Origin of the sequence: Actinoallomurus liliacearum (assembly GCF_039542035.1) — a bacterium.
In the GTDB taxonomy this organism is placed as follows: Bacteria; Actinomycetota; Actinomycetes; order Streptosporangiales; family Streptosporangiaceae; genus Actinoallomurus; species Actinoallomurus liliacearum.
In genome coordinates this window covers 1-20,749 of the sequence record NZ_BAABHJ010000019.1, presented here as the reverse complement: position 1 = coordinate 20,749, position 20,749 = coordinate 1, and the positions used below count along the sequence as shown (strand labels likewise).

Sequence of the window (20,749 nt, the reverse complement as noted above, 5' to 3'; positions counted from 1 at the left end):
ATAGTCGCTGTTCCTCAGGCGCCGAATGTCACGGGGTCCACGCCTCGCGGTCGGCTTTCGGGAGGATGGTGACGGCGGTCATCAGGACGCAGACGCCGGCGATCGCCGCGATGACGGCGGCCATTCCGGTCCGCGGCGCCGCGAACGGAAGAAGCAGGACGGCGGTGGCGGCGGACAGCACCGCGGCCGGCCGGATGACGGGTTCGGCGATGAGTGGCCTGTGGACGAGCCAGTGCAAGGTGACGAACGCCGCGGCGGGGATCGCCACGGCGTAGCAGATGGCGAGGGGAGAGGCATCGAGGTCGTGCCCGGTCTGCTCGACCGCGACTTCGAGGCCGGCGCCGAGGGCCGCGAGGGCGGCAAAGATGCCGTAGTGGCCGTATCCCCACAGGTAGGACCGGTGGCGCCGGTCGCTGAGACCTTCGCCGACCGGGGCGAGGAAGTAGAGCCACCAGAGGGCGAACAGCAGGACGAGGCCCGAAACGGCGATGACGACGAGGGGACCGCTGAGCTCGGCCGCTTCGAGCGCCCGGTCGACTCCGTTGGACGCCGCCAGGACGCTCTCGCCGAAGAGGATGATCGTGAACAGGCCGTAGCGTTCGGCGATGTGGTGCGGGTGCCAGTTGGTGGGCGCGGTCCGTTCCGCCCACCGCGGCACCGCCAGCTCCAGAACCGCCAGGCCGATGAAGGACGGCAGCTGGGCCGGGGACGCCAGGTCGCCCGTCTCGGCGAGAACCAGACGCAGAATCCAGCCCGCCTGGAGGATGGCGATGCCGCCGGCGTAGCGCAGCGCGGTACGCCGGCCTGCGGGGTCCGCGGCCCCGGCCCGCAGCCATTGGGCGACGAGCGCGAACCTCATGATGAGGTAGCCGAGTGTCACGGCGCCGTAGTCGGAATGGTCGGCCGCGGCAGGCACACCCGCGGCCAGCACCAGCACGCCGGCCATCTGCACCATGGTCAGCAGCCGGTAGGGGACGTCGTCGGTGTCATACGACGACGCGAACCAGGTGAAGTTCATCCACGCCCACCACACCGCGAAGAAGACCTGCAGGAACGGCGCGATCCCGGCCAGGGCGTGCCCGCCGACGACGTCGTGTGCGAACCGGTCGGTGACGGCCGCGACGGCCACCACGAAGGTGAGATCGAACAACAGCTCCAGCGGGCTGGAGGTGCGGTGCGGCTCGTCGATCGCGCGCGGGGTCATCCGGACCCGGATCCGGTACCTGGTGTCTGTCGGCGGCACGCCTTGCTCCCATCGCTCCATACGTCCGTCCCGCTGACGAAGACCGGGCAGCGCCCTCTCCTGTGACAACTCGGGCCGAACAACCGCGACCCTAAAGATTTTTCGTCCGAGGTGTCACAGCCCGGACGGGTGGCCTGTCTTAGCTGGCGACCGGATGGCGCACAGAGCGCCCCGGCGGACAGGAAGGCTTGTCAATGAAGATCGTGGTAGTCGGCGGTACCGGCCTGATCGGGTCGAAGCTCGTGACGAAGCTCGGCGAGCACGGCCACGAGGCGGTTCCGGCCTCGCCGAACACCGGCGTCAACACGCTCACCGGCGAAGGGCTGGCCGAGGTACTGGACGGCGCGTCCGTGGTGATCGATGTGTCCAACTCCCCGTCCTTCGAGGACGCGGCGGTGCTGGAGTTCTTCCAGACCTCCACCGGCAATCTGCTGGCGGCGGAGGAGAAGGCCGGAGTGGGCCACCATGTCGCGCTGTCGGTGGTGGGCACCGAACGGCGGCCCGACATCGGCTACTTCCGGGCGAAGGTCGCTCAGGAGAAGCTGATCAAGGACTCACCGATCCCGTTCTCGATCGTGCACGCGACGCAGTTCTTCGAGTTCGCCCGGCGGATCGCCGACGAGGCCGCCGACGGCGGCACGGTGCGGATGCCTCCGGTGCTGTTCCAGCCCATCGCGGGGGAGGAGGTCGCGCAGACGGTCGGCCGGACCGCGGTGGGGTCGCCGCTGAACGGGCGGCTCGACATCGCCGGCCCCGAGCGGTTCCGGATGGATGAGTTCTTCCGCGGCGCCCTGGCGGCCTGGGGCGACCCGCGTGAGGTGGTCACCGATCCGCACGCGCACTACTTCGGCGCCGAGATGCGTGACAGCGACCTGGTGCCGGGCGAGGGCGCGACCCTCGGCGAGCTCAAGTACGCCGACTGGCTGGCGAGCAACGCCGGCGAATAGTGCCCAGCCCGTCCTACACCCACGAACCAGAAAGGTCGCTCCCATGTCCGGCACTGATCCGGTGATCGAACTCGAGGTCGAGATCGAGGCGGAACTGACCGCGTCGGAGTTGAGCCGCCCGGAGGAGTCCGCCGAACTGCCGCCCTCGAAGTGGCTGTTCGACCCCACCGACGTCCAGCGCGAAGAGGTCGGGCTCCGCGCCCTCCTCGGTGCGGTCGAGGGGCTGGAAGGCGACTCCCGTTCAGGCCGACGTGGCACCGGCGAAGGCGCCTGAGCCGCCTCATCGGGCAGGTCGCGTACGGCCAACGGCTGCGGTGGGTGCCACTGACCGGACCGGCGGTGTCGGGCCCGTACGGTCGCCGTCCCGCCGGCCTGCGCGCGCTGATCCTCCCGGAACGGGCCGTCGAAGGCCCCGGCGGACGCCGCCGGGGCCTTCACCGCATGGTGGCTGGCCGGCTCACACCTTGTTCCACGCCTGCACTTGGAGCGGGAAGTGCTCGCCTCTCCAGGTACGCAGGCCGACCCAGTACCACGTGTCCGCGGGGGAGCCCCGGCGGTAAATGGCTGGCCGGTATCTCGACGCGGGTGGGATGATCCGCGGAGTCGGGCTCGGCCGCCCGATTCGCCGGAGGGGAACCGTCGTGACCGCCACCGCAGCCAAGTCGTCCGAGTCCGCGCCCGAGCTCGAGGTCCGTACGACGGCCGGGGTGTTACGCGGCAGCCGGGAGGCGGGGCTGGCGGTCTTCCGCGGCGTCCCGTACGCCGAGCCGCCGGTCGGTGCGCTCCGATTCGCCGCACCGCGGCCGGTACGCGGCTGGACGGGGGTGCGGGCGGCGGTCTCCTACGGCCCGCCGCCTCCGCAGGCCGGCCTGCTCGGGATGGACGGGCTCGCGCAGGGGGTGGCGGGCGACGACTGGCTTTCGGTCAACGTCTGGTCGCCCGATCCGGCCCCGGGGGCCGGCCTGCCGGTGCTGGTGTGGATCCCCGGCGGCGGCTACGTGATCGGCGCGTCCAGCCTTCCGGAGTTCGCCGGAGGCCGGCTGGCCGCCGGCGGCGTCGTCGTCGTGACGCTCAACTATCGGCTGGGCATGGAGGGTTTCGCGCACATCGACGGTGCCCCCGCCAACCGGGGCCTGCTCGACCAGGTCGCCGCGCTGCGGTGGGTGCGTGACAACATCCGGGCCTTCGGCGGCGACCCGGACCGGGTGACGGTCTTCGGTCAGTCGGCGGGCGGTGGATCGGTCGCCGCGCTACTGGCCATGCCGCGGGCGGCCGGGCTCTTCCGCCGGGCCATCGCACAGAGCGTGCCGGGGACGTTCTTCTCGCGGGAGCTCGCCGCCGACATCGCCGCCGCCTGCGCCGCCGAACTAGGGGTGCGGCCCACGGCGGCCGACCTGTCCGCCGTGGACCCCTCCCGGCTGCCCGCCGCGGGCGACGCCGTCGCCGCGAAGATCGACCGGTGGAAAGACCGCTGGGGCCCGATCACCCACCGGCCGATCCCGTTCTCACCCGTCGTCGACGGCGACGTCCTGCCGGCCACGCCCTGGCAGGCATTGGCCAACGGTGCCGGCCGGAACGTCGACCTGCTCGTGGGCCACGTCCGCGACGAGCACCGGCTGTTCAGCCTGATCGATGGCGTGCTGGGCCAGGTGACCGAGGAACAGGCCGAAACCGTCCTGCACACCCTCGCCCCCGGACCGGACGGCGCCCGTCGCTACCGCGAGGGCTTTCCGGCCGCCGGCCCGGAGGAGCTGTACGAACTGGTCAATGCCGACTGGCTGTTCCGCATGCCGACGCTCCACCTCGCGCAGGCGCACGCCGCCTCCGGCGGCCGGACCTACGTCTACGAGCTGACCTGGCCCGCCCCGGGCATGGGCGGCGCCCTCGGCGCCTGCCACGGCCTCGACGTACCGCTCGTCTTCGGCAACCTGAGCAGTGGCCGGCCCGCCATGCTGATCGGCGAAACCCCCTCCGCGGAGGGGGAGGCGCTGTCCGCACGGATCCGCGCCGCGTGGACGGCATTCGCCGCCGACGGCGACCCCGGCTGGCCCGCGTACGACGCCGAGCGGAGGCTCGTCCAGCTCCTCGACACCCGACCGGCCGTCACCGCCTACCCGGAGGAGGCCTCCCGGCTGCTGTGGCGGCAGCACACCTTCCCGGCACTTCCGCTGCTCGATCGGTAGCGGCCCGAAGGAACGCCCGCCCGTCCCGGCCCGACGTTCGAGCAGGAACTCCCCCCGAAAACGGAGCCGTCCGTTGGTGAACCCGAACGCGGTGGGATTCGTATGCCGTACCGAGGGGTCGGCCTACCGCCGATACCGCCTGCGTACGGGGCGAGGGGTCGATCTTGGACCGCCGCGCCCTCGCGTGGGGGAGATGCACGGACGATCGGCCCATCTCTCTCGCCGCGACCGAATCCGTCACCGGAGGTAGATCGTGACCCGCCGGAGGATGCCGGACCGGGGACCGACCGGACCGGAGCCCTGGACGACGCCGACCGAGCCACGCTGGTGCGGCTCGACGAAGCGCTGCGCCGGCATGTGCCCGCAGCGGGAGGGACGTCCCGCAGCACCTGGCCGACGCGCCGCTGGACGCGGTGCCCCCACGATCTGATGCAGACCTAAGGAGAGCGATCTTGTCTTCGCAGTCAGGACCCGGCGAACGCGCGGAGTCGCTCGGTATCCGTCGGCCGGTGGAACTGCCCAAGGCGGACATCGAGGAGGCCGGAGATCTAGCGCCTGCCGCCGGAGACCTGGCGCCGGCCGCCGACGCCGAGCCGGCCGATGAGGGCGACCGGTCCGCCACCGAGGAGAAGAAGGCCGACGAGAACCAAGAGCGGCCGAAGGACACACCGGCGAAGGAGCAGGAGGACTCCGCTCCGGACACGGACGTCGCGGTGGCGGCCGCCCCGCAGATCGGTGCGGTGAACGATGAGGAGATGCCGCCGGACCGGCCGAGGAAACCCGTGCTGGCCGCGGTCGCGATCGGCGGGGTCGTCCTGCTCGCGGTCCCGATCCTGCTGATCGGCACGGGCTCGCACCACGCCAAGAAGCACCCCGCCGCGGCGACGGCCGACAGGGTGCTGGCCGGCAACGGCCAGCAGCCTCTGCCGGGCGCGTACACCTCCATGTCCCCGTCGGCCACCCCGACCTCGACACCCTCCGCACACGCGACGCACAAACCGGCGGCCACCAAGAGCGCCGAGCCCAAGGCCGCCGGCAAACCTTCACCGAGCACCCACGCGCCTCGCGCCCATGCGGCCCAAAAGAGCGGTCCCTCGACTAAAACGGCCCGCAAGGGCGTCCCGGCGGGTGAGAAGCCGATGTCGGGCGGGAATCCGTGGGCACTCGAAGTGCACGCGTCATACGACCTCAACCCGGGCAAGACCCTGCGTACGAACCGCCTCGCGTTGACCATGCAGACGGGCGGCAACCTCGTGCTGCGCGACACGAGCAGCAAGATCATCTGGTCCACCGGGACGCATCACGCCGGCGCGTACGCTGAGTTCCAAACCGACGGGAATCTGGTCGTCTACATCAACGGCAGACAGGCGATCTGGGCGTCGGGAACGCCCGGTCACAATGGCGCGACGCTGGTGCTCCAGGCCGACTACAACTTGGTGATCTACGACGGCCACAATGCGATATGGGCGACCCGTACCAACAGGTGACTCCGTGCTTCGACCTGCCGATTCTCGCCGACTCGGACGGGCCGCGAGAGGATCATTCGGGACGGACCGATAGCGCGTGGTGGAACACGTCGCGCGGGCCCCAGCGACGCTTGACCTGCTGAAGCCGTGCGTAGTTGTCCTTGTAGTAGAGGGCGTGCCATGGAGTGCCCGACGTGTTGTACCGAGGATCGGCCAGGTCCGCGTCCGCGTAGTTGATGAATGCGCCGTCGTCGTCCTCACCGGCCGGAACGCCGCCGCCACCGGCGTAGAAGTCGCGGTAGAACTCGCGCATCCACGTCAGGTGCCGGGAGTCCTGGGCCGCGCCCTGCCAGCCGGCGAGGAAGCCGATCAGGAAGATCGAGTCACGGTGCGGCATCGCGGTCGTGCCGGGGGAGACGGCGTTGACGCGCCCGCCGTAGGTGTTGATGAACAAGTGACCGTTCGGATCGTTGTGGTCGACCCGGGTGAGGTGCCGGTAGGCGGTGGCGATCTGCTGGTCGGTGAAGCGGCGGCGTCGATACCCCGACTTCAACTTGAGGCGGCGGTCGAAGGGTGTGGAGTCGCCGCTGGCCGCCTGCGTCGCCGAGGCGAGCCAGGGCAGGGTGGACGACTGCCGCACCGGCCGTGCGCCGACGCCGCGGCCGAGCGTGGTCACCAGGTCGTCGAGGATTCGCTCCGCACCGCTGCCGGCGGTTACTTGACCGGAGATGCCGATGGTCTCGCTGGGCTTGCCGGAGAGGGCGAACTCGCCGTAGAGGGCGGCCGTGGGGGAGCCGGGTGCCGAGTTGCGCTCGCCCCATTCCCCGTAGTTGCGCATCAGCCTGACGAACGAGTCCCGGTCGAGTTCCGCCCATGGCCAGTCCAAGGAGTAGCTCAGGACTGTGGAAGGCGGCCTGGGCAGAAGCCGGCCGGGGTCGGTGCCTTGGGCGTCGGGGGAGCGGAACCAGTAGCGGGTGACGATTCCGAAGTTGCCGCCCCCGGCTCCGGTGTGCGCCCACCACAGGTCCCGGTTGGGATCTGACGGTTCCCGGGTGGCCACCACGCTTCTGGCCTTGCCCGACCGGTCCACAACGACCACCTCGACCGCGAACAGGTGGTCGACGGTCAGGCCGTACATGCGGCACAGCGCCCCGTATCCGCCGCCGCAGATATGTCCACCTGCCCCGACGCTGGGACAGGTTCCGCCGGGGATGGTCACGCCCCAGCCGAGGAACAGCTTCCGGTACACCTCGCCCAGCGTCGCTCCCGCCTCGACCATGAAGGCGTTGCGGCGCTCGTCATAGTCGACCTGCGTCATCGCGACCATGTCGACGAGCAGGCGTACGTCCGGGTCGTCCACGAAGTTCTCAAAGCAGTGGCCGCCGCTGCGCACGGCGATCCGCCGCTTCGTGCGTACCGCCTCGTCCACCGCGCGTACGACGTCCTCTGTCGAGCCGACCATTCGGATCTGTTCGGGCTTGCCCTGAAAGCGACGGTTGTAAGCCCTGAGCGCCAGCGAGCGGTAGCGCGGGTCATCCGGACCCACCGTGACCGTACCGAACGCACGGCCGCCTCCGAGTTGCGGAGCGGCCTGTACCGGCGCACGCCAGGAAGCCGCGAGCGCGGCTGCAGGACCTGACACGGCAGCCGCCGCGCCTGCACGCAAAAGGGCGCGTCTGGTGGACTCGACCATGGTCGTCCTCCTTCAGAGGATCATGTGCGATCGAGCAACTGCCTCGCCCCCCACCGCCGCATCGCCCGACCGCGATCGATGTACGGACCTTCGAAGCTAAGGACCCGCCGTCCGGCCGGAAAGGGAGCCATCACCTTCCTGCAGGTGGAGCCACTCCCCAAGGGATCCGGGCGCTGGCCCGCTTCTCTCCACGGCGGCGATTTGGTAATGGGGTTCTCGCTCCGATGACGTGCGGCGGCGGCGCGTGGCCCGGCGGCGTCGGTGAACTCCATGACCGAGAGGGCGCCGCCGGTCATCCGGCCGGGCAGAAGCACGCGGACCTGTCCGCCGAGGAACCAGAAGGGCTCCGCGGAGCCGGGCAGAGCGGTCATGACGAACCCTTCAGGAAGTGGAGGAGGAGGTTCGTCATCTCCGCCGGATGCTCCTCATGGATCCAGTGGCCGGAGTCGGGGACGACGACGCCGGTGACGCGCTTGGCGTACTGCTTCGCCTGGTCGCCCACGAAGGAGCCGAGGCTCCCCGACGCGCCGATCGCGAGTACGGGCATGGTGATCTTGGTCTTCTTTAGCGGGCGTCGTTCACCATGTCCTGCGGCAGGGTACGGAACCACGCCAGGCTCGCCTGGAGATGGGCCTTGTCCCGCAGGTAGCCGGCGAACACCGAGACCTCCTCCGGGCTGACGGAGCCCTTCTTGCGGCTCGTCCACGTGGCCCTCGCCGCTGTGAGCGATCCCGTGCTCGATCCCGACCGTCACGCGTGGCACCGCGCGGAGGCCGCGATCGGACTCGACGAGGAGGTGGCTGCGGAGCTCGAGAAAGCCTCCGAACGCGCGCGGTCACGCGGAGGCCATACCGCGCAGGCCGCGTTCCTGTCCCGCGCGGCGAACCTGTCTCCCGATTCCCGTGACCAGGCGGCGCGCCTCGTCGCGGCGGCCCGCGCCCACCTCGTGCTCGGGGATCCGGCCGCCGCCGGCGGGATGCTCGACCGGGCCGAGCACGGTCTCGACGATCCCGTGTTGCGCGCCCTCGCCCGTCAGACCAGGGCGACGGCCGAAATGTACTCCGGCCGGTTCGCCGCCGCCCCCGCGATCCTCCTGGAGGCGGCCGAGTCGATCGCCGGTCTGGACGCCCGTCTGGCCCGGAAGATGATGTTCGAGGCGCTCCAGGCCATCCTGTTCACCGACGACCGCGTCGCCACGCTCACCCTGCAGGACCTCGCCCGCGAAGTGCTGGCGTCACCCGCGGCGAAGTCGGCGGAACCGACCTACACCGACCTGTTCCTGAACGGCTACGCCACGCGCGTCGCCGTCGGTTACCGATCCGCCGTGCCGTTGCTGCGCGGCGCGCTGGCCGCTTTGGGCACGGACGAGAGCCTCGCCGAGGAGGGCCTCCCCCTCGCCGTCATCAGCATGTTCGCGGCCGATGACGTGTGGGACGAGGAGGGCGGCCGTCAGGCGTGGAAGCGGCTCGAAGCCTACGATCGGGGCAACGGGGCGCTGGGCACGCTCCGGACCACGCTCATGGTCGGGGCCACCTGGGAACTGCGGGCAGGCCGATTCGAGGCGGCCGACGCGCTCCAGGACGAGCTGGCGGAACTCTCCGACGTCGTCGGGCAGCCGCACCGCAGGGGGATCCAGCGGATCGAGCTCCTGGCCTGGAGCGGCAGAGAGGCCGAGACGCGGGCGGTGGCGGCAGAGGACATCGGCTTCGACGACTTCATCATGAACTCCCTGGCCGTCCTGGAGATCGGCCTCGGACGTTACAGCGAAGCGCTGGCCTGCGTCCTGCCCTCGTTCGAGCGCGACAAGCCCGGCGTCGCCACCCGCTCGTTGCATGAGATCGTCGAGGCGGGCGTGCGGAGCGGGGACCACAACGCCGCGAAGGCCGCGCTCGCTTGTATGGAAGAGCGCGCCCAGGCCAGCGGCACCCCCTGGGGGCTGGGCCTGCTCACCCGGTGCAGGGCGTCAGGTTGGTGGGGTCACGCCTACTTCAGAGTCTGTTCGGCGAGTGGCTGCGGCGGCGCCGACGTCGCGCCGACGCCCGCGCCGAACTGCGGATCGCGTACGAGATGTTCACGAGAGTGGGACCGATCTGGCGGGGGAGTGGCCTATACACGCCCCTGGCGTTGGTCGTCAGCCCAACGGACACGTCGGGCAGATTGGTAGGGGCATCCAGCTGCAGAGCCCTACCTCGTTCCCGTGGGTCAGGCCTTGGCGCGCTGCTGCTTGAGGCGGAGCTCCTCTTGGCGGACCTTGGTCTGGATGGCCTGCTCGCGTTCTAGCCAGTCGGGGTTTTCGGCCTTCAAGGTCTCGATCTCGGCGGTGGTGAGGGGGCCCGTGATGCCGGCACGGGCCAGGCCCGAGGCGGAGACGCGGAGCTTGGCGGCGACGACCTGGCGGGGGTGGGGGCCCATGCGGCGCAGGTCGGCGAGCCAAGAGGGCGGGTCGGCCTGGAGCGCGTTCAGCTCGTCCCGGGAGACGACGCCCTCCTGGAATTCGGCGGGCGCTGCCGACAGCAGGATCCCCAGCTTCTTGGCCGCGGTCGCCGGCTTCATGGTCTGCGGCGTCTTCGCCTTGGACGTGCTCATGAAATCAAGGGTAGCCAGCGGGAGGGAGCCGTCTGGACGCGGCTAGGCTGAGAAAATGACCAAGGGCGAGTTCCGGCTGGCCTACGCCCCGGGGGTGACGCCCGGGAAATGGGCCGGGGTGTGGGCCGAGCGGGTGCGGGAGGTGCCGCTTCGGCTGATCCAGATGCCTGCCGCCGAGGCTGTCCCCCTGCTGCGGGACGGCGGCGTGGACGCGGCGTTCGTGCGCCTGCCCGTCGACCGCGAGGCCCTCCACGTGATCCCGCTGTACCTGGAGACGACCGTGGTGGTGGTGCCGAAGGATCACGCGGTGGCCGCGGTCGAGGAGGTGGAGCTCGCCGATCTCGCCGACGAGGATGTGTTCGAGCCGCTCGACGAGGTCTTGCCCTGGGTCGACCGCCCTGGGCAGCCCGCCTTCACCCGTCCGGAGAGCACGGCGGACGCGATCGAGCTGGTGGCGTCGGGGGCCGGCGTCCTACTGCTCCCTCAGTCTCTGGCCCGCCTCCACCACCGCAAAGACCTCACCTATCGCACCGTGACCGACGCCCCCCAGTCCCGAATCGGCCTGGCCTGGCTCGAGGCCGCGACGACCGACCTCATGGAGGAACTGATCGGCATCGTCCGCGGCCGCACCCCCAACAGCTCCCGTGGCCGCACCCCCCAGCAACAAGAACCCACCCGTAAGAAGCCCCCGCAAAAGCGCTCCACTCCCAAGCCGCGCCGCCGGACGCGCCGCCGGACCTGAAAAGGCGTCGGGACTGCAACGTTAGAAGCCTTCGAGAAAGGCGACTGTTTGCGTGTAGTCGCCGTCGCGGAGGGCCTTCGCTGGTAGGACGAAGTGCAGGTAGCCGCCGTCGCCCATGTCGTAGTGGCCGATGGTGATGATGTGGCGGTACGGCTCGTCCTCCGACATCTCCTTCAGGGGGAAGGTGTTCTCCATGTGCGGCCAGCCGAAGGCCTGGTCCGGGGAGAAGTGCACGTCCTCGTACGTGTAGAGGCCCTGCACTTGGTGGCAGAAGTCGCGCCAGGCGTCGCCGAGCTTGTCCCCGATCAGCCAGCCGGGCAGGGATTCGTAGTACGGGGATCCGTCGGTCTCGCCGCCGTAGTCCAGAGTGTCGAGAATCGGGTCGTAGGTGACGCCCTGGGCAGAGGGAATCGTGATGACCGGCACGGCGTAGAACGGCTCGGGGTCGCGGATCGTCGCGGGTGCGGGTGCGTCCATCTCGATCGCCCGTGCCGGGTCCGCCGGGATGATGCGGCAGTATCGCGGGCCCTCGTAGTCAGGAATGGGGGCGTTCCCGAGTTCGTATCCGCGGCCGGGGTCGGGGTCGCAGTAGAAGATGTTGAGGAGCTGGTCGCCGACGGGCGGACGCTCGTCCGCCAGCCAGGGGCCGAGGGCGTCGACGTCCAGGACGGCGAAGAGGCTCAGTGGGACGCCGTCGTAGTCGGGCCACGGCGTTCCGGGGTTCAGGAGGGCCGGGCCGCCCCAGCGGCCGAGGCCGGCGGGCTCGATGCCGGGCTTCACCGGGCGCAGGCCGAAGGCGGGCTTGGCCAGCGCCGCGACCTGCGCGCCGATGTGCTCGCCCAGGTGTTCGACGCACAACTCGCGCACCTTCGCGTGCGCTTCTTCGTAACTCGCGAAAACCATAAGGGTCTCCAGATCGTCCAGGCGAATGCGTCCTTTCTCGCGTTGGGAGCTCGCGAGACAGGACGAGGCGCCGCGTCGGCGGCCGCCATTCCGGAGCACGCTGACGGCCGCCGACCCCGCGCACGCGACAGTAGTGCGAGAGGACGACACTTCGCGGCGAATCACACCGTGTCAGCGTCGGGGGCTTGAGCAGGGGGATCATCACCCTGGGGCCCCTCGCGGTGTGGCCGGGCAACTCGGCCATAGCGAGCCCGAAGTTGCGGCTGACCGGGCCGTCAGCGAAGGCCGGCTCGGCGAGATCGAGGAGACCCCCGTACTCACCTCGCCCCTATGAACCCGGCGTTCGAACGCGACGAATCGGCGCCCCGGACGCCCCTGCCGGGGCGAAAACCGGTTGGATGCGCGGGTCCGGCGCCGCGACACTCTGTGCGTCGCACGTGGATGCCGTACGGAGGAGATCACCGGATGAGGACGACACGGCTGGGGCGCAGCACGGTGGAGGTCACGGAGCTGGGCTTCGGCGGCGGCCCCCTCGGCGGCCTGTTCGCACCACTGGACGACGACACCGCCACCGACACGCTTGACGCGGCCTGGAGCTGCGGCATCCGCTATTTCGACACCTCGCCGCACTACGGCATCGGGCACTCGGAGCGCCGAACCGGTGAGTTCCTCCGGGGCAGGCCCCGAGGCGACTTCACCCTGTCGACCAAGGTCGGACGGCTCCTCGTGGAGCAGGATCCGGCCGGACGCCAGGACGAGGCGTTCCACGTGCCGGCCACGCACCGGAGGGTGTGGGACTTCTCCCGTGACGGTGTCCTGCGCAGTGTCGAGGACTCCGTGACCCGGATGGGCGTGGACCGCATCGACGTGCTGTTCCTGCATGACGCGGAGGAGCACTTCGAGGACGCGCTGCGCGACGGGTACCCGGCGCTGGCGGAGCTGCGTTCCCAGGGCGTGGTGGGCGCCGTCGGGGCGGGCATGTACCACCCCGGCATGCTGACCAGACTGGTCGAGGAGACCGATGTCGATGTGGTGATGCTCTCCGGCCGCTACACGCTGCTGGACCACAGCGCGCTCGAGGACCTGCTGCCGGCGTGCACCGCGCGCGGCGTGTCGGTGCTGGCCGCCTCGATCTTCAACTCCGGCCTGCTCGCCACCCCTCGCCCCGCCGAGGGAGCGTCCTTCGACTACGCGCCTGCCTCGCCGGAGATCCTGCGGCGGGCACGTCGGATCGCGGCCGTGTGCGAGGCACACGGTGTGACTCTTCCCCAGGCGGCGATGGCGTTCCCCCTGCTGCATCCGGCGGTCGCCGGCATCGTGGTCGGCATGCGCTCACCGGACGAGGTACGGGCCAACATCGCCGCGTACCGGGCGGCGGTGCCGGATCAGGTGTGGGCCGATCTGGTCGCGGTGGGCCTTCTCGACGAGCGGGCGCCCGTACGGGCCTGAACGGCCCGCCGCTCCGTGCTCGCCGTCACCGGTTGCCCTCCACCCCTTGCCGCCGACTGTTCGCGCAGGGCCGGACCCTACGGGCCCAGCCCCTCACCCGTCAGACGTTCCGCGCAACCACCACGCTCCAGGCCGTTACCGGCCAACCCACCGCGCGCTGCACAATCGCTCGAATTCGGCGCCGCAGCGAACCCGCCGTGCATGGCCGTACTACGAATCAACACACCCGCAGCAGCAGGTACCGAGGATCGTGTTCACCTGGCCAGCGAAGCAGCATCCTTGGTCGCGGCCATGCCTTCGGCGAGCGCCCGCGATGCTCTCCCGAGTACCTTGGCGTGACGACCGGGGCACCGCTGTTTGCTCGTCGTTTGCTCGTATGTCGCGGCACGGCCCGGCAGCACCCGGTACGGCATCGGGCTGATCCGCTGGAGTTGGGACGGCGAACGCGGACTGAACGGCACGGACCGGCAGTGCGGAACACGGTGCGGTAGCGCGATTGTGCGGCGCTGTGGACTTTTAATCCATAGGTTCTGGGTTCGAGTCCCAGGCGTCCTACCACTCATCTGACCGCTGACCTGCGTTTTCTTGCTGTGTTCGGCTACCAAGGTGATCGTTTCGGGCCGGCGTCTGCGCCATGTTCGCTCGTTTGTCGTGGTCTTGTCGGGATCGCTTCTCCGCGGTGGGAGTGAGTGACGAAGGCGCGTGAAGGCATCGACGCTAACGCGCGGAGCCGCCTCGGCCGGTGCGGAGGAAGACTGCGAGCGCGGCGAGGCAGAGGAACGCGGCCGCGCCGAGACTCGCCACGTTGAAGCCGTGGACGGCGGCCTCGGCCGGCGCGATGGGATGCGTGCGAAGGTGGTCGGCGGCGGCGGTTGCGGCGATGGTGCTGAGCAGAGCGGTGCCGAGGGACGCGCCGATCTGCTGTGACGTCATGACCATGGCACCGGCCACGGCGGTGTCGGCTCCGGCTCCGAGGGTCGCGGTGCTGTTGGCGGTGACCAGGACCCACCCGGTGCCGAGACCGACCAGGAGAAATACGGGGAAGACGTGCGGCCAGTAGCCGCCGTGGACGCCTATGAGGCCGAGCAGTGCCAGACCGGCAGCGATGGTCAGCAGGCCGGGACAGAGCAGCCATCGCACCTGTGCTCGCATCAGGAGCGGGCTGACCATTCGGACCCCCGCCATCAGCCCGAGAGTGAGGGGCAGGAAGGCGATTCCCGCCCTGACCGGTGAATAGCCGAGCACGTTCTGCAGGTAGAAGGTGAGGAAGAACAGTGCGGCGAACATGCCGACGGCCAGGCTGAGTACCGCCAGGTAGGACCCGCTACGGCGGCGGTCGAGGACCACGCGCAAGGGCAGCAGCGGCCCGGCGACCCGCTTCTGTACGACGATGAAAGCGGCCAGCGCCAGTACGCCCGCGGCAAGCGACCCGATGGTGATCGCCGCGCTCCAGCCGTCCGTCTCGGCCCGGGCGAAACCGAGGACCAGCGCCATCAGCCCAGTGGTGGCCAGCAGGGCTCCGGTGACGTCGACACGCACCCCCGCCACGCGCGGCACAGGCCGGATCGCGTAGAGCGTTCCCGCTGCGGCCACCGCCGCGATCGGCAGGTTCACGTACATGCACCAGCGCCAGTCCAGGTAGTCGGTGAGCACTCCGCCGAGGACGACCCCCAGACCGGAGGAACTGCCCATGGCGGTGCCGTAGATCCCGAACGCCTTGCCGCGTTCGGCGGGTGCGGGGAAGGCGGCGGCGAGCGTCGCCAGGACGGAGGGGGTCAACAGCGCGCCGAAGACGCCCTGCAGAGCCCGCGCGGTGAACAGCATCGCCGGGTCCAGAGCGGCTCCGCCGAGCGCGGAGGCCAGGCCGAAGCCGGTGAGCCCGATCATCAAGCCGCGCCTGCGGCCGACCAGGTCCGACAGCCGGCCTCCCACGAGGAGCAGGCCGCCGTAGCCGAGGGCATAGATGGTGATCACCCATTGCCGTTGCGGATCGGACAAGTGGAGTGATCTCTGCATGGACGGCAGTGCGATGTTCATGATCGTCATATCAATTCCGATCATGAGCTGGGCCGTCGCGACCGCGGCCAACGCCCACCAGCGCCGGGGGTCCGGGAGGGCGGAGTCGTCGGAGGAAAGTCGGTTGGAACGGACTTCTATCGACATCACATACCTCATGGGGGATTTGCTTGTCCGGCGTTCGCATGGCTGGAGGGACTATGGGGCGAATGCGGGCCAGCGGTCGGGCGCGTGCCGGCCCCAGCCTCCTCAGGAACGGATCTGATTGATCCGGTCATTGCCAGTGGCCGGCAGCGAGGCGCGGTTCATGAGAAGGCCGGGGATCCGATCGGCCGGTTCACAGTGGCGCGACCCTCGCAGCGAGCGGCGTGGCCATTGTCGTGGCCGTGCCGCTCGCTGGAGAGTCGGTCGGCGATGGCTTCCTTGCTGCTTCCTGGCGCTAGAACATGCCGTTCTCGTTTGCGGCTTCCTCCGGGATGTCCTGCATCACGTCCCAGTGCTCGATGAGCCTTCCGTTCTCGTCGAGCCGGAAGATGTCGACGATGGCCGTGCCGCGCTCTCCGGGCACACGAACCCCATGCACGTGCCCGATCACGAAGTCGCCCTCCGCGAAGATGTTCTTGATCTCGGCCCGCAGCTCAGGGAACGTCTTCTTCATGAATTCGATGCGGTGCTCGAGGCCCTCGGCACCATCGGCGATCGAGGGGTTGTGCTGTACATAGCGGTCGCCGATGAGCCTCGACGCGGCGGCGTAGTTCTTGCCGTTGATGGCGGCTTCGTAGAAGGCCAGGACGTTCCGCTTGTTTCGTTCAAGCTTCACATTCGCCGGGTCTCCCGATCCGTTCGTAGGGGCGGCAGAGGTGGTGTCCATGGCTGACCCTCTCTTAGTTAACAGTCGTTGCCCTACGACTGTAGCCATACGGCTGTCTGAATACAATACGTCTCCATGGACTCGACCACTCCCGCCCGACGCAGCGCCCGCGGCCGTTACCCCCGAGGCCAGGGCGAACGGCTGCGCGAGGACATCATCTCCGCGGCGCTCCGGATGCTCGACGAACTCGGTGACGACCAGGCGCTGTCACTGCGCGCCGTCGCGCGCGAGGTCGGCATCGCCGCGACGTCCGTCTACATCCACTTCGAGGACCGGGACACACTCGTCCTCGCCGTCCTGGAGCGCTTTCACCAGGACCTCATCCAAGCCGTCGACCAGGCCGAGTCCACTGCCGCCGACCCCGTGGCCAAGCTGCGCGCCCGGATCCACCTGCTCGGCGCCTGGGTACGGCGCCACCCAGGCCTGTACAAGGTGCTCCACGAGAGCACCCTCAACCAGCGGCGTGCCATGGATTTCAAACAAGAACTGACCGAGCGCACCACCGCCGCGGTCCAGCAATGCATGGACGCCGGGCTCGCCCCGGCCGGCGACGCCGCGATAGTGGCGCTCGACCTGAGGGCCGCCGTCCACGGCGCCGTATCGATGCGCGTCAACCAGCCCGACCTACCATGGCCGCCGCTGGAGGAGCAGCTCGACCGTTTCCTCGTCAAGCTTGTCGCCGTCCCATCCACGGCCTTCTGACGACGGCCCGATCACCCCGGAATTCACCGGGCGGCCGACGCGCCCGCGGAGATGTCACGTCTCCGTGTCCGTTCCCGGTCCTGCGCCGAGGAGAGGAAGCCGAGCCCCACTCGACCATTAGGCATCCAAACAGTCGTTCGCAGCTGTAAGGTCCGCGTCGTGCAGCACCGCACGGTTCAGATTCGCGCCAGTAAGTTGCGCATTGCTGAGATGCATTGCCGATAGCTGTGCACCTTCAACTCGGATACCGGTGAGGTCCGGCCGGTAGGAGTCGCTCGTCGGCTGGCGCCGGCCGATGACGATCAATACCGCTTGACGTGCTCCCGGAGGAACGCCGCCAGGACGTCGTAGACGGTGTGATTGTCCCGCGCTGAATCGCGGACGAGACGTTCTAGGGCATAAATCCCACCGAGCCGCACGTCGAGTTTGTCGGAGCCGAGCTGCTCGATCGCCTTGGTGTAACGGTCGGTGATTTGGCCTTGTTCGGTGGCGTGGAACGTACGCGCGGTGTAGATCAGGCCGGTGGCGGTGAATACCACCCTGGCGATGATGACCGCACCCGTCGCGGACTGCATCAAGGTCTGCCGGGCCGCGTTCACCGCGTCCAGCCGGTCCTTGACTGAGAGGGTCTCCCGTTCCTGCGCTGCGAGCGCGCGGTGCTCCCCAGCCATCCGGCGTGCCACCGGTCCGAGAAGTGCGCGGAACAACAGCACGAGAACCAGCCTGCCGCCGACCGCGCCCTCCGACCAGATCGCCCACACCCGTGGAGCCTTGAGCCCCAACGCCAGGAACCAGCCGCCTCCCAGAACAAGCACCACCCGCGCTGAGCAGAACGCCGATGCGGCCGAGGCGTCGCGGCCATGATCGCGGAGCGGCCGACGAAACCACCTCGGCGAGATCCGGCGACGGAGCCTGCTGCGCATCTGGCTCAGGTACACCCGAGGCGGCTCGGGACCGACGCCCTGCCCATATCGCAACACTGACGACCGTAAGACCCGCAGCAACAAGTCCTGCTTGTGTTCCCCGCATCCGCTCATTCCACCGCCTTCGCGGCGATTGCAAGAAACTATGGCCGACATGGGACCGGTACCGACGGCGTCTACGTCGACAGGGACCTGGAGGCTTGGCAACGTTGCAGCGGTGTCCTCGCCGGTTCAGTGGGACTCTGCGAGTCTCGTAACGCTCAGCGTCGCTCCGATCAGGAAACGGTTCCTACCGTGTGGTGCTGGTTCTGTCAGCGGTGCGAGGGGTCATCGGTGGCATGTGTTAAGGACGGCCGATCCGTTGTTCAGGTCCCCGATCTGTCATGCGTCGCTCGTGCTCGCCGCCGCCGGCGGTGGCCTAACTGCACGAGGTCGGCGCGCGTCTGTGGCTCGGCCCGCCCAAGACCGACGCCGCCGCCCGCCGCGTCGACCTGCCGCCCTTCCTGACCGACCTCCTCCAAGAGGTCATCGATAGTCATGACCATCCGCAGGTGTTCATCACCCCGGACGGTCACTGGCATCGGCGATCGAACTTCGCCCGCCGCCTATGGCGGCCCGCCTGCGACGGTGACACCGCCCGCAAATGGCCGCCCATCCTGCCCGGAGCGGTCTTCCACGGCCTGCGCCATCACCACAAGACCGTCCTGGACGAACTCGGTATCGAAGACGCTCTCAAGTACGAGCGGATGGGACACCGGATGCCCGGCATCGCCGGTGTCTACAGCCACGTCACCGATCCCATGCGGCAAAAGCCGGGGGACCGGCTTGAGCGACGATGGACCACTCTGACCGCTCGCCAGGCGTAATCGTCGTGACCTCGACCCATCTCGTGCCGAGGGGGAGCACGGCCGGGAGCATCATCGGGAGCACTGCTCCCGGTGACCCCGACCCACGAAAAGTACCGACCTCGACCTATCGAATGGGTAGTCCCGATCAGCCGTGGAGCACCCTGCTCCCGATCTGCTCCCGATTCCAGCCGGTCGTTAGCATCAAAAACCGAAATGCAGGCCAGGCGCATGGCCTGACCTGCATTGATCTGGTGGGCGATACTGGGATTGAACCAGTGACCTCTACCGTGTCAAGGTAGCGCCGGGTATCCGGCGACCTGCGGTGATACGTGGAAGTGCAGGTCAGGGCCCTCGATAAGGGGTAGTTGAGCGACGTTCGGCGACGTTGCGGGAAGTGGCCGTCGCCCATTCGTCGCCCAGCCCCAGTCGGGAGCTCGAGCGTGGTTTCTGGAAGTCCCGAGGCTAAGGTCACCGGTTCCGCGAGACGGCGCGGTGACCAGGTGATTCGCTGGACAGCGATTCTCAGCGTGGTCGTGCTGGCCGTGATCGCGGCCCTCGTGTCGTACCGACACATGTATCTGCTGGTCCGGCGATACGGAGAGACTTCGTGGACCGCTGTCCTGCTTCCGATCTCGGTCGATGGCATGATCGTCACCTCGTCGATGTCCTTGCTCATGGACTCGCGCTGCCATCGGCGGAGCGGGCCGCTGCCCTGGGTGCTACTGCTTATCGGCAGCGCCGCGAGCCTGGCAGCGAACGTGGCGGTGGCCGAACCCTCGGTGGTCGGCCGTCTGATCGCCGCCTGGCCGAGTTGCGCTCTGATCGGCTCGTATGAGCTGCTGATGCGCCAGGTCAGAAACGCCGTCACGCAGAGCCTGCCGGGTCCTTCAGAGGAACCTCATACCGACTCGGTAACCGATGGTGCCGTTCCGGACCAGCCCGCATACGAAGCGACGACGACGATCGGAGGCGCTTCTTTCCCGGCTCATACGGATCGAGTCGAGGACCGTATCGCCTCATACGAGGCTCATACCATCGAAGGCGATTCGCCGGATGGCTCATATGAGCTTCAGAGGGGGCACACTGAGCATCCCGACACGACGGCGAGCCCAGTTTTGATGGAGACCTCCGAGCGAGCCGAGCGGACACCGCAAACAGGCGGGGGAGCGGCATGGGGCTTGCAGCAACGGGCGTGGCAGTGGACCCTCGCCAACCAGGAGCAATCGGGGCACCTGCCCACCGGTAAGGCGATCGCGGAACAATTCGGACGTTGCGAACGCTGGGGCCGTCTCGTTAAGCAAGCCGGCCTCAACGGACGGTTCGACTCCGCAACTCGCCGCCCAGGTCAAGAGACGAGTGCTGCTTGAGCTGGAACATCGAACCTGCGGGCTTTTATCCATGGGTTCTGGGTTCGAGTCCCAGGCGCCCTACCACTCACCTGGCCGCTGACCTGCGGTCTCTTTCTATCAGACTATCCCGGCGAAGATCGTTCCGGCCCGTGTCTGCTCCATGTTTGCTCGTATGTCGCGATCTTGTCGGGGCAGTGCATGCGTGATGGCTATTAGCTGGCCGATCAGCTCCGCGGGCGGAGGGCCGGCTAGCTCGGCATCAGCTTCTACGATCTGGGCACGGAACAACCCCGCAGGCGCGGGGCCGACGATCTCCCGGGCGAACCGGCGGCGGAAGTCCCGGAACTATCCCCGCAGGCGCGGGGCCGACGTGGTCTACGGCGTCGATGACCAGGCGATCAACGAACCATCCCCGCAGGCGCGGGGCCGACTTGCCCTGGCCCATTATTCCGCCGGCTTACCCAGGAACCATCCCCGCAGGCGCGGGGCCGACTGCACGACGTCGGGCAACTCGGCGGCCACCGCGGAACCATCCCCGCACGCGGGGCCGACTCAGTCCCCCCGCTCTCGTCGGAGCGACTGGACGAACCATCCCCGCAGGCGCGGGGCCAACGCGATCGCGACGATCGCCACGGCCGTCGGCGCGGACCCATCCCCGCAGGCGCGGGGCCGACGTCACCGAGGGGTTGAGGACGATCGAGAAGGCAGAACCATCCCCGCAGGCGCGGGGCCGACGCCGCCGCCACCACCCGCGAGGAGATCGAGCAGGAACCATCCCCGCAGGCGCGGGGCCGACCCGTTCGTGGTCGTCGCGACCCGGACGGGCTG

At 69.1% G+C, this 20,749-nt stretch carries 19 protein-coding genes and 1 tRNA gene; 11 read left to right on the top strand and 9 right to left on the bottom strand.

Annotation, left to right across the window (positions count from 1 at the left end; all coding sequences use genetic code 11):
* Window positions 1-28: 28 nt before the first annotated feature.
* Window positions 29-1,243: a low temperature requirement protein A gene (locus ABD978_RS25145; protein ID WP_345359308.1), complete on the bottom strand. Its 1,215-nt coding sequence runs from the start codon at window positions 1,241-1,243 to the stop codon at window positions 29-31.
* Window positions 1,244-1,437: 194 nt separating this feature from the next.
* Here ABD978_RS25145 and ABD978_RS25140 point away from each other — a divergent pair, with 194 nt between their 5' ends.
* The 4 genes from ABD978_RS25140 (at window position 1,438) to ABD978_RS25125 (ending at window position 5,860) form a co-directional block, all read left to right on the top strand.
* Entirely contained in the window at window positions 1,438-2,190 is a 753-nt protein-coding gene (locus tag ABD978_RS25140; RefSeq protein ID WP_345359305.1) for an SDR family oxidoreductase, read from the top strand.
* A gap of 43 nt (window positions 2,191-2,233) precedes the next feature.
* Window positions 2,234-2,464, top strand: a complete 231-nt coding sequence (locus ABD978_RS25135; RefSeq protein WP_345359303.1) for a hypothetical protein — start codon at window positions 2,234-2,236, stop codon at window positions 2,462-2,464.
* A 367-nt stretch (window positions 2,465-2,831) separates the two neighbouring features.
* Window positions 2,832-4,373, top strand: coding sequence for a carboxylesterase/lipase family protein (locus ABD978_RS25130; protein WP_345359300.1), 1,542 nt, complete (start codon window positions 2,832-2,834; stop codon window positions 4,371-4,373).
* 452 nt (window positions 4,374-4,825) lie between these two features.
* Window positions 4,826-5,860, top strand: a complete 1,035-nt coding sequence (locus tag ABD978_RS25125; RefSeq protein WP_345359297.1) for a hypothetical protein — start codon at window positions 4,826-4,828, stop codon at window positions 5,858-5,860.
* Window positions 5,861-5,912: 52 nt separating this feature from the next.
* Here ABD978_RS25125 and ABD978_RS25120 read toward each other — a convergent pair whose 3' ends face one another.
* Window positions 5,913-7,532, bottom strand: coding sequence for an FAD-binding oxidoreductase (locus ABD978_RS25120; RefSeq protein ID WP_345359294.1), 1,620 nt, complete (start codon window positions 7,530-7,532; stop codon window positions 5,913-5,915).
* A gap of 367 nt (window positions 7,533-7,899) precedes the next feature.
* Entirely contained in the window at window positions 7,900-8,079 is a 180-nt protein-coding gene (locus ABD978_RS25115) for an alpha/beta fold hydrolase (RefSeq protein WP_345359291.1), read from the bottom strand.
* A 144-nt stretch (window positions 8,080-8,223) separates the two neighbouring features.
* Between ABD978_RS25115 and ABD978_RS25110 the strand changes: the two genes are divergently transcribed.
* Complete coding sequence (locus ABD978_RS25110; RefSeq protein ID WP_345359288.1) at window positions 8,224-9,696, top strand: ATP-binding protein; 1,473 nt, start codon at window positions 8,224-8,226, stop codon at window positions 9,694-9,696.
* A 38-nt stretch (window positions 9,697-9,734) separates the two neighbouring features.
* Here the strand turns inward: ABD978_RS25110 and ABD978_RS25105 are convergent, their stop codons facing one another.
* On the bottom strand, window positions 9,735-10,118 hold the full coding sequence (locus ABD978_RS25105; RefSeq protein WP_345359285.1) for a DUF5997 family protein: 384 nt from the start codon (window positions 10,116-10,118) through the stop codon (window positions 9,735-9,737).
* 55 nt (window positions 10,119-10,173) lie between these two features.
* Between ABD978_RS25105 and ABD978_RS25100 the strand changes: the two genes are divergently transcribed.
* A complete protein-coding gene (locus ABD978_RS25100; protein WP_345359282.1) occupies window positions 10,174-10,860 on the top strand; it encodes a LysR family substrate-binding domain-containing protein in 687 nt (228 codons plus the stop codon).
* Window positions 10,861-10,881: 21 nt separating this feature from the next.
* On the opposite strand, the gene ABD978_RS25095 is transcribed toward ABD978_RS25100, so the two are convergent.
* On the bottom strand, window positions 10,882-11,763 hold the full coding sequence (locus ABD978_RS25095; RefSeq protein WP_345359279.1) for a DUF1963 domain-containing protein: 882 nt from the start codon (window positions 11,761-11,763) through the stop codon (window positions 10,882-10,884).
* Between the two features lie 465 nt (window positions 11,764-12,228).
* Here ABD978_RS25095 and ABD978_RS25090 point away from each other — a divergent pair, with 465 nt between their 5' ends.
* Together ABD978_RS25090 and ABD978_RS25085 are read left to right on the top strand one after the other, a co-directional pair.
* Window positions 12,229-13,212, top strand: coding sequence for an aldo/keto reductase (locus ABD978_RS25090; protein WP_345359276.1), 984 nt, complete (start codon window positions 12,229-12,231; stop codon window positions 13,210-13,212).
* A 481-nt stretch (window positions 13,213-13,693) separates the two neighbouring features.
* Window positions 13,694-13,770, top strand: a tRNA-Lys gene (locus ABD978_RS25085).
* Window positions 13,771-13,929: 159 nt separating this feature from the next.
* On the opposite strand, the gene ABD978_RS25080 is transcribed toward ABD978_RS25085, so the two are convergent.
* Window positions 13,930-15,375, bottom strand: a complete 1,446-nt coding sequence (locus ABD978_RS25080) for an MFS transporter (protein WP_345359273.1) — start codon at window positions 15,373-15,375, stop codon at window positions 13,930-13,932.
* 292 nt (window positions 15,376-15,667) lie between these two features.
* Window positions 15,668-16,099 carry a nuclear transport factor 2 family protein gene (locus ABD978_RS25075; RefSeq protein ID WP_345359270.1) on the bottom strand — a complete coding sequence of 144 codons (432 nt, stop codon included), beginning with the start codon at window positions 16,097-16,099 and terminating at the stop codon, window positions 15,668-15,670.
* Window positions 16,100-16,174: 75 nt separating this feature from the next.
* Here ABD978_RS25075 and ABD978_RS25070 point away from each other — a divergent pair, with 75 nt between their 5' ends.
* The gene (locus ABD978_RS25070; protein ID WP_345359267.1) at window positions 16,175-16,801 is read left to right on the top strand and encodes a TetR/AcrR family transcriptional regulator; all 627 of its coding nucleotides are present in this window, start codon (window positions 16,175-16,177) and stop codon (window positions 16,799-16,801) included.
* A 117-nt stretch (window positions 16,802-16,918) separates the two neighbouring features.
* Here the strand turns inward: ABD978_RS25070 and ABD978_RS43970 are convergent, their stop codons facing one another.
* Together ABD978_RS43970 and ABD978_RS25065 are read right to left on the bottom strand one after the other, a co-directional pair.
* Window positions 16,919-17,107, bottom strand: a complete 189-nt coding sequence (locus ABD978_RS43970; protein WP_425550756.1) for a pentapeptide repeat-containing protein — start codon at window positions 17,105-17,107, stop codon at window positions 16,919-16,921.
* Window positions 17,104-17,724 carry a hypothetical protein gene (locus ABD978_RS25065; RefSeq protein ID WP_345359264.1) on the bottom strand — a complete coding sequence of 207 codons (621 nt, stop codon included), beginning with the start codon at window positions 17,722-17,724 and terminating at the stop codon, window positions 17,104-17,106. The genes ABD978_RS43970 and ABD978_RS25065 overlap by 4 nt, the downstream gene beginning before the upstream one ends.
* Window positions 17,725-18,275: 551 nt before the next feature.
* Here ABD978_RS25065 and ABD978_RS25060 point away from each other — a divergent pair.
* A complete protein-coding gene (locus ABD978_RS25060) occupies window positions 18,276-18,590 on the top strand; it encodes a site-specific integrase (RefSeq protein WP_345359261.1) in 315 nt (104 codons plus the stop codon).
* Between the two features lie 482 nt (window positions 18,591-19,072).
* Window positions 19,073-19,939, top strand: coding sequence for a DUF2637 domain-containing protein (locus ABD978_RS25055; protein WP_345359258.1), 867 nt, complete (start codon window positions 19,073-19,075; stop codon window positions 19,937-19,939).
* The last annotated feature ends 810 nt before the right edge of the window (window positions 19,940-20,749 follow it).

What these genes read in the sequence shown, in the direction of transcription:
- ABD978_RS25140 (WP_345359305.1), top strand. Translation starts at nt 1,438, where the DNA reads ATGAAGATCGTGGTAGTCGGCGGTACCGGCCTGATCGGGTCGAAGCTC.
- ABD978_RS25135 (WP_345359303.1), top strand. Translation starts at nt 2,234, where the DNA reads ATGTCCGGCACTGATCCGGTGATCGAACTCGAGGTCGAGATCGAGGCG.
- ABD978_RS25120 (WP_345359294.1), bottom strand. Translation starts at nt 7,532, where the DNA reads ATGGTCGAGTCCACCAGACGCGCCCTTTTGCGTGCAGGCGCGGCGGCT.
- ABD978_RS25115 (WP_345359291.1), bottom strand. Translation starts at nt 8,079, where the DNA reads ATGCCCGTACTCGCGATCGGCGCGTCGGGGAGCCTCGGCTCCTTCGTG.
- ABD978_RS25105 (WP_345359285.1), bottom strand. Translation starts at nt 10,118, where the DNA reads ATGAGCACGTCCAAGGCGAAGACGCCGCAGACCATGAAGCCGGCGACC.
- ABD978_RS25100 (WP_345359282.1), top strand. Translation starts at nt 10,174, where the DNA reads ATGACCAAGGGCGAGTTCCGGCTGGCCTACGCCCCGGGGGTGACGCCC.
- ABD978_RS25095 (WP_345359279.1), bottom strand. Translation starts at nt 11,763, where the DNA reads ATGGTTTTCGCGAGTTACGAAGAAGCGCACGCGAAGGTGCGCGAGTTG.
- ABD978_RS25090 (WP_345359276.1), top strand. Translation starts at nt 12,229, where the DNA reads ATGAGGACGACACGGCTGGGGCGCAGCACGGTGGAGGTCACGGAGCTG.
- ABD978_RS25080 (WP_345359273.1), bottom strand. Translation starts at nt 15,375, where the DNA reads ATGTCGATAGAAGTCCGTTCCAACCGACTTTCCTCCGACGACTCCGCC.
- ABD978_RS25075 (WP_345359270.1), bottom strand. Translation starts at nt 16,099, where the DNA reads ATGGACACCACCTCTGCCGCCCCTACGAACGGATCGGGAGACCCGGCG.
- ABD978_RS25070 (WP_345359267.1), top strand. Translation starts at nt 16,175, where the DNA reads ATGGACTCGACCACTCCCGCCCGACGCAGCGCCCGCGGCCGTTACCCC.
- ABD978_RS25065 (WP_345359264.1), bottom strand. Translation starts at nt 17,724, where the DNA reads ATGCGCAGCAGGCTCCGTCGCCGGATCTCGCCGAGGTGGTTTCGTCGG.